15 protein-coding genes and 1 pseudogene are annotated in these 14,437 nt (G+C 73.2%); 12 read left to right on the top strand and 4 right to left on the bottom strand.

Features of this window, described 5'->3' with window-relative positions; translation table 11 throughout:
• Positions 1–14: 14 nt before the first annotated feature.
• A complete protein-coding gene (locus ACIRQ9_RS04610; RefSeq protein ID WP_404167076.1) occupies positions 15–761 on the bottom strand; it encodes a hypothetical protein in 747 nt (248 codons plus the stop codon).
• 282 nt (positions 762–1,043) lie between these two features.
• On the opposite strand from ACIRQ9_RS04610, the gene purN reads away from it, so the two are divergent.
• Positions 1,044–1,673: a phosphoribosylglycinamide formyltransferase gene (gene purN / locus ACIRQ9_RS04615; protein WP_404167078.1), complete on the top strand. Its 630-nt coding sequence runs from the start codon at positions 1,044–1,046 to the stop codon at positions 1,671–1,673.
• Positions 1,670–3,259: a bifunctional phosphoribosylaminoimidazolecarboxamide formyltransferase/IMP cyclohydrolase gene (gene purH / locus ACIRQ9_RS04620; RefSeq protein WP_404167080.1), complete on the top strand. Its 1,590-nt coding sequence runs from the start codon at positions 1,670–1,672 to the stop codon at positions 3,257–3,259. Before purN ends, purH begins: the two co-directional genes overlap by 4 nt.
• Before the next feature lie 81 nt (positions 3,260–3,340).
• Here purH and ACIRQ9_RS04625 read toward each other — a convergent pair whose 3' ends face one another.
• Complete coding sequence (locus ACIRQ9_RS04625; protein ID WP_404167082.1) at positions 3,341–3,937, bottom strand: RDD family protein; 597 nt, start codon at positions 3,935–3,937, stop codon at positions 3,341–3,343.
• Between the two features lie 230 nt (positions 3,938–4,167).
• Between ACIRQ9_RS04625 and ACIRQ9_RS04630 the strand changes: the two genes are divergently transcribed.
• From ACIRQ9_RS04630 to ACIRQ9_RS04655, 6 genes are all read left to right on the top strand, one after another.
• Positions 4,168–5,022, top strand: coding sequence for a bifunctional methylenetetrahydrofolate dehydrogenase/methenyltetrahydrofolate cyclohydrolase (locus tag ACIRQ9_RS04630; protein ID WP_404167084.1), 855 nt, complete (start codon positions 4,168–4,170; stop codon positions 5,020–5,022).
• Positions 5,012–5,440, top strand: a complete 429-nt coding sequence (locus ACIRQ9_RS04635; RefSeq protein ID WP_404167086.1) for a DUF3017 domain-containing protein — start codon at positions 5,012–5,014, stop codon at positions 5,438–5,440. The genes ACIRQ9_RS04630 and ACIRQ9_RS04635 overlap by 11 nt, the downstream gene beginning before the upstream one ends.
• A 272-nt stretch (positions 5,441–5,712) precedes the next feature.
• The gene (locus ACIRQ9_RS04640; RefSeq protein ID WP_404167088.1) at positions 5,713–6,180 is read left to right on the top strand and encodes a helix-turn-helix domain-containing protein; all 468 of its coding nucleotides are present in this window, start codon (positions 5,713–5,715) and stop codon (positions 6,178–6,180) included.
• A gap of 298 nt (positions 6,181–6,478) precedes the next feature.
• Positions 6,479–7,528 (top strand): DUF2690 domain-containing protein, encoded by a 1,050-nt coding sequence (locus ACIRQ9_RS04645; protein WP_404167090.1) that lies wholly within the window; start codon positions 6,479–6,481, stop codon positions 7,526–7,528.
• A gap of 319 nt (positions 7,529–7,847) precedes the next feature.
• The gene (locus tag ACIRQ9_RS04650) at positions 7,848–8,837 is read left to right on the top strand and encodes a malate dehydrogenase (RefSeq protein WP_404167092.1); all 990 of its coding nucleotides are present in this window, start codon (positions 7,848–7,850) and stop codon (positions 8,835–8,837) included.
• Positions 8,838–9,185: 348 nt separating this feature from the next.
• Complete coding sequence (locus ACIRQ9_RS04655; protein ID WP_404167094.1) at positions 9,186–10,205, top strand: hypothetical protein; 1,020 nt, start codon at positions 9,186–9,188, stop codon at positions 10,203–10,205.
• Between the two features lie 9 nt (positions 10,206–10,214).
• On the opposite strand, the gene ACIRQ9_RS04660 is transcribed toward ACIRQ9_RS04655, so the two are convergent.
• Both ACIRQ9_RS04660 and ACIRQ9_RS04665 read right to left on the bottom strand, forming a co-directional pair.
• Complete coding sequence (locus ACIRQ9_RS04660; protein ID WP_404167096.1) at positions 10,215–10,901, bottom strand: siderophore-interacting protein; 687 nt, start codon at positions 10,899–10,901, stop codon at positions 10,215–10,217.
• Between the two features lie 39 nt (positions 10,902–10,940).
• Positions 10,941–11,210: a hypothetical protein gene (locus ACIRQ9_RS04665; RefSeq protein ID WP_404167098.1), complete on the bottom strand. Its 270-nt coding sequence runs from the start codon at positions 11,208–11,210 to the stop codon at positions 10,941–10,943.
• A 68-nt stretch (positions 11,211–11,278) separates the two neighbouring features.
• On the opposite strand from ACIRQ9_RS04665, the pseudogene ACIRQ9_RS04670 reads away from it, so the two are divergent.
• The 4 genes and pseudogenes from ACIRQ9_RS04670 to ACIRQ9_RS04685 form a co-directional block, all read left to right on the top strand.
• A pseudogene (locus ACIRQ9_RS04670) lies at positions 11,279–11,635 on the top strand (LysR family transcriptional regulator); the annotation flags it as partial.
• A gap of 164 nt (positions 11,636–11,799) precedes the next feature.
• Entirely contained in the window at positions 11,800–11,964 is a 165-nt protein-coding gene (locus tag ACIRQ9_RS04675; RefSeq protein WP_351318362.1) for a hypothetical protein, read from the top strand.
• A gap of 23 nt (positions 11,965–11,987) precedes the next feature.
• Positions 11,988–12,734, top strand: coding sequence for a DUF2637 domain-containing protein (locus tag ACIRQ9_RS04680; RefSeq protein WP_404167100.1), 747 nt, complete (start codon positions 11,988–11,990; stop codon positions 12,732–12,734).
• A gap of 165 nt (positions 12,735–12,899) precedes the next feature.
• A complete protein-coding gene (locus tag ACIRQ9_RS04685; RefSeq protein WP_404167102.1) occupies positions 12,900–14,411 on the top strand; it encodes an aldehyde dehydrogenase family protein in 1,512 nt (503 codons plus the stop codon).
• Positions 14,412–14,437: the final 26 nt, after the last annotated feature.

Raw genomic sequence — 14,437 nt, forward strand, 5'->3', positions numbered from 1 at the left:
GGGCGCCCGTCCGCTCAGCTGTTCGCGGTGCCCAGGACGGTGCGCAGTTCCTTCGGGAGCAGGTGGTCGCAGGAGTGCCTGGCCTCGTTGGTGAGCGAGTCCGAGACGCAGGTGTAGTAGTCGCGGTAGACCATCTGGGCCGTGAAGGTCGCCGCCACCAGGGCCAGCGCCAGGGACGCGGTGACCAGGCCGCTGATCGCCGCCGTGGTCTGCGGCCGGCCGGCGTTGGCCGCGGCCGCCGCCTCCTCCGGGGTGCGCGGCCTGGCGCGGAGCGAGCTCACTCCCCAGTAGATGCCGAGCGCGCCCAGCAGCAGCGCCACGTAGGGCCAGCCGAACAGGGCGAAGAGGAAGGCCCACATGCCGCTCAGCAGGGCGTACCGCGCCCGGCGCTGGGCGGGGTCCGTCGGGTCCCAGCGCATCCCGGGACCAGGACCGCCCTGACCGCCGCCGCCCTGGCCGCTCTCGTCGGGTCGCCGGCCGAAGCCGCCGGATCCCGGGCCGGGCTGGCGGTCGCTCCACTGGCTGCCCCAGGGCGGATCCTGGTCGTCGTCACCGGCCGGGCGGCGCGGCTGCCACGGCTTGTCCGGCGTGCCCTCGGGCGGCGGGGCGAAGGGGTTGTCGTCCTGCTGGTCGCCCTTCGGCCGGTCCGAGGGCGCCTCCGGCGGCGAGGCCGGCCGCTCCCGCAGCAGCACGGCGAAACTCGGCCCTCCCTGGACGGAATGCGGGGGGAGCATACGAAGTCCCAGGCTGCGGTCCGGCATCAAGTGAGCGTCTTCCCTTGGATCGAGATGGACAACGAAACGGCTGGTTACCCGGTCAACGCGTCGCCCCCCGCACGCGTTCCCGCCCCGGTACCTCCCAGACGCTACCTTCCGGCCACGCCCCCGTCCCGTGGGGGCCGTCCGGTGTGCCGGTATCGTTGCTGACGGTCGGCCGCTTCGTAGACTTCCCCGTATCCCGGGGCGCGAAGCACTCGTAGGAACGCACAAAGCGGGTGCCGGTCCGGCCGCCGTACCGACGCTCCCCCGAGAAAGGGCCCCGCCGTGGCCGCCAAGCCCGTGGCCAAGCGCCTCGTCGTGCTGGTCTCCGGATCCGGCACCAACCTCCAGGCGCTCCTCGACGCGATCGCCGCCACCGGCGCCGGGGCCTACGGCGCCGAGGTCGTCGCCGTCGGAGCCGACCGCGACGGCATCGAGGGGCTCGCGCGCGCCGAACGCGCCGGGATCGCGACCTTCGTGACCCGCGTCAAGGACTTCGGGACGCGGCAGGAGTGGGACCGCGCGCTCGCCGAGGCGGTCGCCGCCCACGAGCCCGACCTCGTGGTCTCCGCCGGGTTCATGAAGATCCTCGGGAAGGAGTTCCTGGCGCGGTTCGGCGGCCGGACCGTGAACACGCATCCGGCCCTGCTGCCCAGTTTCCCCGGGGCCCACGGTGTGCGGGACGCGCTCGCGTACGGCGCCAAGGTCACCGGTTGCACCGTCCACTTCGTCGACGACGGCGTCGACACCGGGCCGATCATCGCGCAGGGCGTGGTGGAGGTCAGGGACGAGGACGACGAGGGCGCTCTGCACGAGCGCATCAAGGAAGTCGAGCGAAGCCTGCTCGTCGAGGTCGTGGGGCGGATCGCCCGCAACGGCCATCGCATCGAGGGACGAAAGGTGTTTATCCAGTGACCGCCGAGAGCAACAAGCGGCCCATCCGACGGGCGCTCGTCAGCGTCTACGACAAGTCGGGTCTCGAAGACCTCGCGCGCGGGCTGCACGAGGCGGGCGTCGAACTCGTCTCCACCGGCTCCACCGCCTCCCGCATCGCCGCCGCCGGCGTCCCCGTGACCAAGGTGGAGGAGCTGACCGGCTTCCCGGAGTGCCTCGACGGGCGGGTCAAGACCCTGCACCCCAAGGTGCACGCCGGCATCCTCGCCGACCTGCGCCTCGAGAGCCACCGCAAGCAGCTCGAAGAACTCGGCGTGGCCCCCTTCGACCTCGTCGTCGTCAACCTCTACCCGTTCCGCGAGACCGTCGCCTCGGGCGCCTCGCCGGACGAGTGCGTCGAGCAGATCGACATCGGCGGCCCCTCGATGGTCCGCGCCGCCGCCAAGAACCACCCCTCGGTCGCCGTGGTCACCAGCCCCGGGCGGTACGCCGACGTGCTCGCCGCCGTCGCCGAGGGCGGCTTCGACCTCGCCACCCGCAAGCGGCTGGCCGCCGAGGCGTTCCAGCACACCGCGTCCTACGACGTGGCGGTGGCCTCCTGGTTCGCCTCCGAGTACGCCCCGGTCGACGCCGCATCCACCAGCGGCTCCGCCGCGTGGCGGTTCCCGGACTTCCTCGGCGCCACCTGGGAGCGCGAGAACATCCTGCGCTACGGCGAGAACCCGCACCAGCCCGCCGCGCTGTACGTCGACGCGAGCGGCGGCGGCCTCGCCAAGGCCGAGCAGCTGCACGGCAAGGAGATGTCGTACAACAACTACACGGACACGGACGCCGCGCGCCGTGCCGCGTACGACCACGACGAGCCGTGCGTCGCGATCATCAAGCACGCCAACCCCTGTGGCATCGCGATCGGTTCGGACGTCGCCGAGGCGCACCGCAAGGCGCACGCCTGCGACCCGCTGTCCGCGTTCGGCGGCGTCATCGCGGTGAACCGGCCGGTCAGCAAGGAGATGGCCGAGCAGGTCGCGGAGATCTTCACCGAGGTCATCGTGGCGCCGGACTACGAGGAGGGGGCGCTCGAGGCCCTCGCCCGGAAGAAGAACATCCGGGTGCTGAAGGCTCCGGGTGCGCCCGCGAACCCGGTGGAGGTCAAGCCCGTCGACGGCGGTGTGCTGCTCCAGGTCACCGACCGGCTGCAGGCCGACGGCGACGACCCGGCGCACTGGACCCTGGCCACCGGCGAGGCCCTGAGCCCCGAGGAACTGCGCGAACTGGCCTTCGCCTGGAAGGCCTGCCGGGCCGTGAAGTCCAACGCCATCCTGCTCGCCAAGGACGGCGCCTCGGTCGGCGTCGGCATGGGCCAGGTCAACCGCGTCGACTCCGCGAAGCTCGCCGTCGAGCGGGCGGGGGAGGAGCGGGCGCGCGGCTCCTACGCCGCCTCCGACGCCTTCTTCCCCTTCCCCGACGGCCTGGAGATCCTCACCGCGGCCGGTGTGCGGGCCGTGGCGCAGCCGGGCGGTTCGATGCGTGACGAACTCGTCGTGGAGGCCGCGAAGAAGGCGGGCGTGACGATGTACTTCACGGGCACGCGGCACTTCTTCCACTGAGCCGCCGCACCGGGGCCGCACATACCAGGGCCGTGTTCCCCCTCGGGGAACACGGCCCTTGGAATGCGGTGCGGTGCCTGCTCAGTTGCTGCGGATCACGATGGTGCCGCAGACCTTGTCGGCGAAGGTCTGGCGCTTGGCGTCCCACGCCGGCCACAGCCAGCCCAGGTAGCAGGCGATGCTGTCCAGGGCGTGCGCGATGCGGCGCACGAAGGCCATGCCGACGCCGATCGGCTGGCCGGTGGCCTCCTTGACCAGGCGGATGCCCAGCGCCTTCTTGCCGACCGTCTGACCGGTGCGGCCCTCCTGGATCAGCTGCCAGATGGCGACGGCGATGATCGCCAGGACGCCGATGAACAGCAGCGCCTTCACCTTGGCGCCGACGAGCACCAGGATGTACGGCACCAGGAAGACCAGGCCGTCGACGAGGGTGCCGAGGAAACGCTGGCCCCAGTTCGCGTACGGCGGCGTCGCGCCGTACCCCTGGGGCGGGTAGCCGTAACCGGCCTGCTGCGGGAAACCGGGCTGCTGGGGGTAGCCGTACCCCTGCTGCGGAGGCACGCCCTGCGGGACCTGCTGGTAGCCGGGCTGGCCCTGCTGCGGGTAGCCGTAGCCGGGCTGACCCTGCTGCGGGTCCTGCGGCTGACCGTAGGGGTTGTTGGGCGCGCCGAAACTCATGGCCGTTTTCCTCCGTTGAACCTGCGGGGACGACGCGGACAGGGGCGGAGGTACGTCATGTTCTGAGCGGTTTGCCCCCCAACCGGACCGCGATACTGCGCCGCTCATCGTTTAGTAAGGGCGAGTTGTTGTCCAGTCCGATTAGCGAGGTGTTGTGCAAGTGCAACATCATTGATCACGACCGCACACCCGACTGGAACCGGGAGACCGGAATCCGCGAGGATGGAGCCATGACCGCCCAGATTCTCGATGGCAAGGCCACCGCAGCCGCGATCAAGTCCGATCTGACCGCCCGCGTGGCGGCGCTGAAGGAGAAGGGCGTCACGCCCGGCCTCGGCACGATCCTCGTCGGGGACGACCCCGGCAGCCAGAAGTACGTCGCGGGCAAGCACCGCGACTGCGCGCAGGTCGGCATCGCCTCCATCCAGCGCGAGCTGCCCGCCACCGCGACCCAGGAGGAGATCGAGGCCGTCGTCCGCGAGCTCAACGACGACCCCGACTGCACCGGCTACATCGTCCAGCTCCCCCTGCCCAGGGGCATCGACGAGAACCGCATCCTGGAGCTGATGGATCCGCACAAGGACGCGGACGGCCTGCACCCGATGAACCTGGGCCGGCTGGTGCTCGGCGAGCCCGCCCCGCTGCCCTGCACCCCCAACGGCGTGCTGACCCTGCTGCGCCGCCACGGCGTCGAGATCAAGGGCGCCGAGGTCGTGGTCGTCGGCCGCGGTGTCACCATCGGCCGCCCGATGCCGCTGCTGCTCACCCGGCGCAGCGAGAACGCGACGGTCACCCAGTGCCACACCGGCACCCGTGACCTCTCCGCCCACCTCCGGCGCGCCGACATCATCGTCGCCGCGGCCGGCTCCCCGCACCTGATCCGCGCCGAGGACGTCAAACCGGGCGCGGCCGTTCTCGACATCGGCGTCTCCCGCAACGCGGAGGGCAAGATCGTCGGCGATGTCCACCCCGGCGTCGCCGAGGTCGCAGGCTGGCTCTCCCCGAACCCCGGCGGAGTCGGACCGATGACCCGGGCCCAGCTGCTCGTCAACGTGGTCGAGGCGGCGGAGCGCAGTGTCGGCTGACGGCGGTCACGGACAGGGTGCGGGACGCCGGGCGACCCGGCGCTTCCCGCTGTTCACGCGGGACACGGCACGCCCCGAGGGCGGCGGCAGGGCCGCGTCGAAGGACCTGCCGGCGCCGGCCCGGCAGTGGCCGGTGCTGGTGGTGCTGGCGACCGTCGCGGTCGGGCTGCTGCTCACCTCGCTCGACCAGTTCCGGGTGGGTGCGCTGCTGATCGGGGCGGGGCTGCTCGCGGGAGCGGCGATGCGGTGGGTGGTGCCGAGCGTCGGGATGCTCGCGGTGCGCTCCCGGTTCACGGACATCGTGACGTACGGGGTGCTGGGGCTGGCGATCGTCCTGCTGGCGCTGATGGCACAGCCGAAGCCGTGGCTGGTGATCCCGTTCCTGAAGGACACGCTGCACTTCACGATGAAGAGCTAGCGGGTCCCGCCCGGTCCCTGCCGGGCCGTCCCGGTCTGCGGTCGAAGGCGGCCCGTCCCCTCCCCCGAGCAGGACGGACCGCCGTCGGGTTTCAGCCTTCCCGTCGCACGGCGGCTGTTCAACGCCTGTCCGCCGGCTGTGGCACAGAGGTGACCGTTCCGCTACGGACCGTCCGCACTGCCACAACCTGCGGGAACCGTCGGACCGCCCGCCGTCGTCACCCGCTCTGAACTGGCAACGAACTGGCAACGCGGGAAGGCCGGAGGTGCGTGATGGGCGGCTGGCAGCCGCTGCCGGAGGAGCTTCCGGCGGAGGTGCGGCACTTCGTGGAGCACTTACGGCTCCTCAAGGAAGGCACCGGTCTCAGTCTGGTAGCGCTGGGCGCCCGCACCGCGTACAGCAAGTCCTCCTGGCAGCGGTACCTCAACGCCGTCCAGCCGCCGCCCCGGCAGGCCGTCGCCGCGCTGTGCCGGGTCGCCGGCCTCACCGGTGCCGACGCCGAACGGCACACCGTGCGCTGGGAACTGGCCGTCCAGGCCTGGCCGCGCCCGGCGAACGCGCCGCAACCGCCGCCGGGCGCCGGGGAGTACGAGGACGACCCCACCCTTCCCTGGTGGGAGAGCCCGGAGCCGGAGCCGGAGCGGGCGCCCCGCCCGCACGGCCGGCTGCTGCCGGCCGCGGTGGCGCTGCTGGTCGTGCTGCTCCTCGTGGCCGTCGTCGGCGCGGTGGTCCTCGGGTGAGCCGGGTCCGCGGTGACCTGGGAGGTCACGACCGGTGTGCCGATGTGCCGGTGACTTGGCGGACCGGTCACGGAGCTGGCCCGGAACCCGGCTAACGTGGTCAACGAGGGTGCGCCGAAGGCCCGTTGGACCGCTTCGCGGTCGGCGTGCGGCGGTGCGCGCGGGCCGGGCCGTGCTTCCGTGCGCCCCCTGGCGGGGGACGGGGTTCCACAGGCGCCGTGGTCCGCTGGACAACGGGAACGGGGGCCGGCGCGGGGGCGCCGCGTGCCAGGGGAACGCGGGAAAGAGGGGGGAAGCGATGCCTCGTTGGAAGGACCTGCCGGACGAACTGGACCCGCGGGTCGCGGAGTTCACGACTCACATGCGGCGGCTCGTGGACCGCGGCGGGCTGAGTGCCGCGGCACTGTCCGACCGCACCGGTTACAGCAGGACGTCCTGGGAGCGGTACCTGGGCGGGCGGCTGCTGGCGCCCAAGGGCGCGGTCGTCGCGCTCGCCGAGGCCACCGGCACCGATCCCGTCCACCTCACGACCATGTGGGAGCTGGCGGAACGGGCCTGGAGCAGGTCGGAACAGCGCCACGACAGGACGATGGAGGCGATCCGGATCTCCCAGGCGCGCGCCGCGCTCGGGGAGTTCGGAGGACCGCCCGCCGTGCCCACGACGGCGACCGCCGGGGGCAGGGCGCGGCGCCGGCCGGGCGGTGCCGTCGCCACGCCCGGGGTCGCCGGTCCCGCGGGCGTCTCGCCCACCGTCCCCGCCCAGCCGACGGCGCCCGACGCCGACAAGCGGGAGGGCGCCCGGCCGCGCGGGCCGGGCGCGCCCGCGGCACCGGCGGCCGGTGCCGGCGGCGAGGGCAGGCGGCGGCTGACGATGTTCCTGGCCGGCGCCTCCGGTGTCGCCGTGATCGTCGCCGGCGTCTTCCTGCTGACCGGCGGCGACGGCGGCGGCGCGGACCAGCACCGCAGCGGTGCCGCCGCCGCCCCGTCCACCGCCGCGCGCACCGCCCTGCCGGCCGGTGTGAAGTGCGCGGGCGCCGGCTGCACCGGCAAGGACGCGGAGGCCATGGGGTGCAGCGGCGACCTGGTGACCACCACCAGGTCGGCGGCGGTCGGCGCGGTCACCCTGGAGGTCCGCTACAGCAGCGCCTGCGGCGCCGCCTGGGGCCGTATCACCGGCGCCGCCCGGGGCGACTCGGTGCGCGTCACCGCGGGCACCACCAGCAGGACCGGGGACATCACGGCCGACGGCGACACCATCGCCTACACGCCGATGGTGGCGGTAGGGGACGCGGCCCAGGCCAAGGCGTGCGCGACGCTGGCGTCGGGGCGGACGGGGTGCACCCCGTAGAAAGTCCGCGGGCCCGGGAATGCCGTCGCGATTCCCGGGCAGGCGAACCTGTATCCCCCCACGGGAGTCCGGATTCCGGCACCCCCGGCGGCGGCCGCCCTCCCCCCTCTCCCGGACGGGCGGCCGCCTCATGTCCGGCGCCCCTCCGCACGGCTGACGCGGATCCGTTGTGGGGTGGGCCACACCCACCCCTCCACGTCCGGCATGCGGAATGCGCGATAGCCTGACCGGTGGATCTCTTGATGCCGAGAGATCGATCATTCGTACGTCCGCACCCCAGGGCAAGGACGCCCACCGCCAGCTGTCTACGGAGAACGCCATGACCCGCACTCCCGTGAACGTCACCGTCACCGGCGCGGCCGGCCAGATCGGTTACGCCCTGCTCTTCCGCATCGCCTCCGGCCAGCTGCTCGGCGCGGACGTGCCGGTCCGGCTCCGCCTCCTGGAGATCACCCCCGCGCTCAAGGCCGCCGAGGGCACCGCCATGGAGCTCGACGACTGCGCCTTCCCGCTGCTGCAGGGCATCGACATCACCGACGACCCGAACGTCGCCTTCGACGGCGCCAACGTGGCCCTCCTCGTGGGCGCCCGCCCGCGCACCAAGGGCATGGAGCGCGGTGACCTCCTGGAGGCCAACGGCGGCATCTTCAAGCCGCAGGGCAAGGCCATCAACGACCACGCGGCGGACGACATCAAGGTCCTGGTCGTCGGCAACCCGGCCAACACCAACGCGCTGATCGCGCAGGCCGCCGCGCCGGACGTACCGGCCGAGCGGTTCACCGCGATGACCCGCCTGGACCACAACCGCGCGCTGACCCAGCTGGCGAAGAAGACGGGTTCCACGGTCGCCGACATCAAGCGCCTGACCATCTGGGGCAACCACTCCGCCACCCAGTACCCGGACATCTTCCACGCCACGGTCGCCGGCAAGAACGCCGCCGAGGTCGTCAACGACGAGAAGTGGCTGGCCGAGGAGTTCATCCCGACCGTCGCCAAGCGCGGCGCGGCCATCATCGAGGCCCGTGGCGCGTCCTCCGCCGCCTCCGCCGCGAACGCGGCCATCGACCACGTCCACACCTGGGTCAACGGCACCGCGGACGGCGACTGGACCTCCATGGGCATCCCGTCGGACGGCTCCTACGGCGTCCCGGAGGGCCTGATCTCCTCCTTCCCGGTCACCACCAAGGACGGCGTGTACGAGATCGTGCAGGGCCTGGAGATCAGCGAGTTCTCCCGCACCCGCATCGACGCCTCGGTGCAGGAGCTGGCGGAGGAGCGCGACGCGGTCCGCGCCCTCGGCCTCATCTGAGCCTCCCGCGCCCACGGGCCCCGATCCGGTTTCGTCCGGAACGGGGCCCGTTCCCGTTTCCGCCGCTACCGTCGGAAGAGGCAAGCCGTGCAGTGAATCGGGGGGTTCGCGATGAGCGACAGGAGTGGCCGGTCCGGGGACGGGACGGACGACGGGCGGCGGGAGGGCCCGCGGCAGCAGGACCCGGAGGAGCCGAGCACCCAGAGATGGCCGACGGTGACCCCGGGGCACACCGGGGTTCCGGAGAGCCCGTGGCCCGCGGAGCCCACCGGGCGGCCGGACCGGTCCCCGGTGCCACAGAGCCCGCCGCCCGGCGGGCCGTCGGCCCCGCCGCGGTCCGCGTGGCCGGTGTCCCTGGACAAGCCGCGGCAGGCCGGCCCCGCCGTGCCGCCGGGATGGCCGACCGCCGGTGACGGCCCGTACGGTCCGGGCCGCGCACCGGACCCGGACCCGAACCCCTCGGCCCGGCCCGCGGACCCGCCGGCGCGGTCCGCGCCCTGGCCGCCGACCCTGCCCGCCGTACCCTCCGGTACCGGGGCGCGGCCCCCGGCGCCGCCCGCCCCCTGGGCGCAGTCCGCGCCTCCCGGCGACCGTCCCGCGCTGCCGTCCGCGACGCCGCACGAGGCCCGGCGGGACTACACGCCGCCGCCCTGGTCCGGCGCCCCGACCTCGACCGGGTACCGGCTCGCGCCGCCGCGACGGCGTTCCGGGCGGGCGCTCGCGGCGGTCCTCGCCCTGGTCCTGGTCGCGGGTCTCGCCGGGCTGGGGGTCTGGTACCTCGGCCGGGACGACGGCGCGCGCTCCGGCACCGGGTCGGCCGCGCCGTCCGCGCGCGTGCGCACCGGCCCGACGTCGTCTCCGGCCGGCTCTCCCGCGGCCACGGCCGCCTCCTCCGCCTCCGCTCCCTCGGCCGCCGCCGGATACCGCGTCGCGCACGACCCCGTCGGATACACGCTCGACGTGCCGAAGGGCTGGACCCGGCGGCAGCAGCAGGGGGAGAAGGCGCCGGTGGTGTACTACGACTCCCCGTCCGACGGACGCCAGTTGCAGATCTTCGCGCTCTCCGAGGCCACCCCGGCCCAGTCGCTGGACCTCGCGGAGAACGACTCCGGGTACGGGTACGCCAAGCAGCCCGGCTACCTGCCGGGCGCCCGCGCCTCCGGTGCCGGCTGGGCCGAGCTGTCGTACCGCTACGACGACCGGGACAAGGGCACCCGTCAGGTGATCGACCACCGCTTCCAGGCCGCCGACGGCACCTTGTACGCGATCCGCTCCAGCGGTCCCGGGAGCCTCGCCGCCGACCTGGTCCGCGCGCCCCTCACCACGGCGCTCGACTCCTTCTGCCCGGCCGGCGCCGGGTGTTCCTGACCGCCGCCGTCACTCCATGCCCTTCCTGCCCGGCGTCCAGAACGGCTTGGTGAGCACCGCCCGCCGGTCCCAGCCCGCCTCCTGGACGAGAACCTTGCGCACCGCCTGCACGGCCCGCGCCTCCCCGGCGACGTACGCGATCCCGCCGGGTTCGGGCGCGAGCCGGCGGACCGCCTCCGGCAGCGAGGTCTCGCCGCGCAGCACCCAGTCCAGGTGCTCCCCGTGCGCCAGGGGCAGCCGGTCCGCCGCGGTCGCCGTCTCCACGCAGCCGGAGACGTCGGCCTCCTCGGGCAGCGCGGCGAGCATCGCGCCGAAGGCCACCGAGGCCGTCTCGTCACCGACGAAGACGTGGTGGGAGGCCTCGGGGCGCAGCGTGAAGGTGCCTTCGGGCCTGCGCAGCCGCACCTGGTCGCCGGCGGCGACCGTGCGTCCCCAGCGCGCTCCCGGGCCGTCCTCGGCATGGTCCAGCACGCACAGCTCGACGACGCCGGAGGGGTCGTAGTGCCACACGGAGTACGTGCGCAGGGTCAGGCCGGTGACCAGGACCCGCACCTGCTGTCCCGGCCGCACGTCGAGACCGGCGAGCTGGTCGCCGTCGACGCGCAGCCGGCGGATGCGTGCGGTGATCTGTTCGGCCTCGGTGACGGTGCCGCGCAGGGTCAGCAGGTCGAGGACGGGATTCAGCAGGGCGGGCATGGAAGGCTCCTCAACGGGCCGTGTGGTGACGGGAGTTGCTCAGGCACCGGATGAACGCGACAGTACGCGTTCCCGGTCGGACGCGATAGTACGTGTCGGGGTCCGGTCGCGGTAGCCGGCCACCACGAGCACCGTCGCCGCGAGCACCAGCGGCGAGACGGTGCGTGGCGCCGGGCCCAGGCCGCAGGCCGGGTCGGCGGACAGGATCGTGCCGGGGACCGCGACACCGAGCGCCGCGCCGGTCTCGCGGCCGGTGGTGCCGAGTCCCGGGCCGAGCCCCGCCTGGTGGGGCGGGAGCGAGGTGAGCACGCCCAGGGTCAGGGCGGGCCTGGACGGACCGGTGCCGGCCGAGATGACCGGCAGCCGGGAGGCGTACCGGCGAGCTGGCGCCCGAGCGGTACGCCGCCGCGGCCGGTCACCTGACCGTCTCCCGGCGCGGCAGGCCGCACGGCCCGGTGGACGCCCGGCGGGCCGAACTCGGCCTGGAACGCCGGGTGGTGGGCACCGTCGGCACCTTCCCGGCCTCCCTGTTCACGCTCCGCGACTGCGACCTGACCGGTCTGATCGCCGCCTGGAGCGCGCCGCCGGCCGCCGCGCTCGGCCTGGTCGCCTTCGAGGTGCCGCTGGACCAGCCGCCGATCGGCATCGGCCTGGCCTGGCACCCCCGCCACGACGCCGACCCGGCGCACGCCTGGCCCCGGGACCGCGTGCGGGAACGGCCGGCCGGCCCGTGACAGCGCCCGGCGGGCGCGGGTCCGTGGCTTCGTTCATTTAATTCCAGTATCCGCGGAATGTAATTGCCTGCCTGTATTCCGCGGTTCCTCTTCCGAGTGACTCAATTCCCCCGAACGCTCCAAATCCTGCTCCGATCGACGGTCGTTAGGTGACTGTGACGCGATTGGACTGGATCACCGCCGAAGACCACCCGACCACCGCGCTCCGCTGGCCCGGCAATATGGAAATCACTTCATGTTCGGACCTGCTCGATGATTTCCTGACGAGAATCAAAGTGCTGGAAAATGATTATCGGCGGACCTTGGCGGATCTGTACGCAGCGTTCTGAAGCAGGGTGCGGAGGTTTTATCGATGGACGGGATGCAGCGCGACGCTGGTCTCTACGACCATCCCGGTCTCTACGACCACCCGGGTCTCCATGAGCACCCCGGGCGCTACGAGCACCCCGGCCTCTACGACCATCCGGGCCTGTACGACCACACCTGGACCGCTCCGGAGCAGGACACCGCCCCGAGCGACTGGGACCCGGTCGAGGAACTGGCCCAGATGCTGTCCGCGCCGACCGGGGTGAGCGTCAGCTCGGCTCCCACCCTGATCGACGTGCCGGCGCGGCGCAGGAGCAGCCGCCGGCGGGTCCGCCGCCACGACTCGCACCTGCTCGACGGCGGCCGGAGCGTCACCCACATCACGTTCCTGATCGCGGCGGTCTCGCTCTGCGCCGTCTGCATGCTGACCTGGTCCCTGTGCTACTCGTACGGGCAACTGCGCGGGATCGCGTCGTCGATGCTGCCCGCGGGGCTGGCCCAGTACTGGCCGCTGACGGTGTACGGCCCCTGGTTCGTGGCGGCCCTGTCCGTCCTGCGCGCCACCGCGCAGCGCCGCAGCGCCCGCCGGTCCTGGTGCGTGGTGCTGGCCGCCTCCGTCCTGGCCGTGGTGCTCTGCGTCAGCCACTCGTCCCACGCGCTGTTGTCGTTAGTCATTTTCGGGATTCCGCCCGTGACCGCACTCGTGTGTTTCTGGGAACTCGTCGGCCAGATCTCGGCCAAGAGCAGGCCCCGGCACGCCACGCACACCGAGTCGGCGGATTCCGCGCCCTGACAGGGGCCTGTTTGTACTGGTACGTCCGGCTGTTCAGTGAGACAGCGCACTCTCGGCCATCGATTGCGCATGCAATCCCGGCCCGAGGGCATGCGGTGACGGTCCCCGAGGGTGACCCCTCTGTCACACAGGGGCACTGAACAGGAACGGAAGGCAATACCGATCATGGCGGACCGAACGGCACGAGCGACCATCCAGGTCGGAGGCGAGTGGCTGGCAGCCGTCTCCGGCGCGACGCGCGAGATCATCGACCCCGCGGACGGCCTGCCCTTCGCCGTGGTGGCCGAGGGTGACGAGAGGGACGCGGAGGCGGCGGTGGCCGCCGCCCGGCGCGCCTTCGACACCGGCGACTGGCCGCGCACCGCGGTCGCCGAGCGGGCCGCCCTGCTGCGCCGGGTGGCCGACCTGCTCGTTCGCGACCGCGAGGAGCTGGGCCTCCTGGAGAGCCGGGACGCGGGCAAGACCGTCGAGGAGGGCCGCGTCGACATCGACTGCGTCGCCGACGCCTTCCGCTACTTCGCCGACCTGGTGGCGGCGGAGGGCGCGGGCCGGGTGGTGGACGCGGGCTCGCCCGACATCCACAGCGTCGTCGTCCACGAACCGGTCGGTGTCTGCGCCCTGATCACGCCCTGGAACTACCCCCTGCTGCAGGCCAGCTGGAAGATCGCTCCGGCCCTCGCGGCGGGCAACACCTTCGTGATCAAGCCGAGCGAGATCACCCCGCTGACGACCGTCGCGCTGATCGCCCTGCTGGCGGAGGCCGGGCTGCCGGCCGGAGTCGCCAACCTCGTCACCGGCCCCGGGCACAGCGTCGGCGCCCGCCTCGCCGACCACCCCGACGTCGACCTGGTCTCCTTCACCGGCGGACTGGTCAGCGGCGTCAAGGTCGCCCGGGCGGCCGCCGTGTCGGTCAAGAAGGTGGCCCTCGAACTCGGCGGCAAGAACCCCAACGTGGTCTTCGCCGACGCCTGCGCCACCGAGGAAGGCTTCGACACCGCCGTCGACCAGGCCCTCAACGCCGCCTTCATCCACAGCGGCCAGGTCTGCTCGGCCGGCGCCCGGCTGATCGTCGAGGAACCGCTGCGGGAACGATTCGTCGCCGAACTCGCCCGCCGCGCGGCCCGGATCCGCCTCGGACGCGGAACGGCCGACGGCGTCGAGTGCGGACCGCTCGTCTCCGAGCGGCAGCGCGCCAGGACCGAGGAGTACGTCGCCTCGGCGCTCGCCCAGGGCGCGGTACTGCGCTCTGGCGGCAAGCGCCCCGAACCGTCCGCCGACCGTCCCGAGGGCGGCTACTTCTACGAGCCGACCATCCTCGACCAGTGCCACCGGGAGATGCGGGTGGTCCGCGAGGAGATCTTCGGACCGGTCCTCACCGTGGAGACCTTCCGCACCGAGGACGAGGCGGTCGCCCTCGCCAACGACACCGAGTACGGCCTGGCCGGTGCCGTCTGGACCGCCGACGCCGGACGCGCCCGCCGGGTCGCGGCGCGACTGCGGCACGGCACCGTCTGGATCAACGACTTCCACCCCTACCTGCCGCAGGCGGAGTGGGGCGGCTTCGGGAAGAGCGGCACCGGCCGCGAACTGGGGCCCGCCGGGCTCGCCGAGTACCGCGAGACCAAGCACGTCTACCAGAACCTCGCGCCGCGGCCGGTGCGCTGGTTCGCCGGCTGAGCCCACCCGACCGCCGTACGCGAGCA

Source organism: Streptomyces sp. NPDC101237, from assembly GCF_044767465.1.
Taxonomy (GTDB): Bacteria; Actinomycetota; Actinomycetes; order Streptomycetales; family Streptomycetaceae; genus Streptomyces; species Streptomyces gramineus.

Excerpts from the sequence above, each read along its gene's own strand:
- ACIRQ9_RS04610 (WP_404167076.1), bottom strand. The coding sequence starts at position 761 with ATGCCGGACCGCAGCCTGGGACTTCGTATGCTCCCCCCGCATTCCGTC.
- ACIRQ9_RS04625 (WP_404167082.1), bottom strand. The coding sequence starts at position 3,937 with ATGAGTTTCGGCGCGCCCAACAACCCCTACGGTCAGCCGCAGGACCCG.
- ACIRQ9_RS04630 (WP_404167084.1), top strand. The coding sequence starts at position 4,168 with ATGACCGCCCAGATTCTCGATGGCAAGGCCACCGCAGCCGCGATCAAG.
- ACIRQ9_RS04640 (WP_404167088.1), top strand. The coding sequence starts at position 5,713 with ATGGGCGGCTGGCAGCCGCTGCCGGAGGAGCTTCCGGCGGAGGTGCGG.
- ACIRQ9_RS04645 (WP_404167090.1), top strand. The coding sequence starts at position 6,479 with ATGCCTCGTTGGAAGGACCTGCCGGACGAACTGGACCCGCGGGTCGCG.
- ACIRQ9_RS04650 (WP_404167092.1), top strand. The coding sequence starts at position 7,848 with ATGACCCGCACTCCCGTGAACGTCACCGTCACCGGCGCGGCCGGCCAG.
- ACIRQ9_RS04660 (WP_404167096.1), bottom strand. The coding sequence starts at position 10,901 with ATGCCCGCCCTGCTGAATCCCGTCCTCGACCTGCTGACCCTGCGCGGC.
- ACIRQ9_RS04680 (WP_404167100.1), top strand. The coding sequence starts at position 11,988 with ATGGACGGGATGCAGCGCGACGCTGGTCTCTACGACCATCCCGGTCTC.
- ACIRQ9_RS04685 (WP_404167102.1), top strand. The coding sequence starts at position 12,900 with ATGGCGGACCGAACGGCACGAGCGACCATCCAGGTCGGAGGCGAGTGG.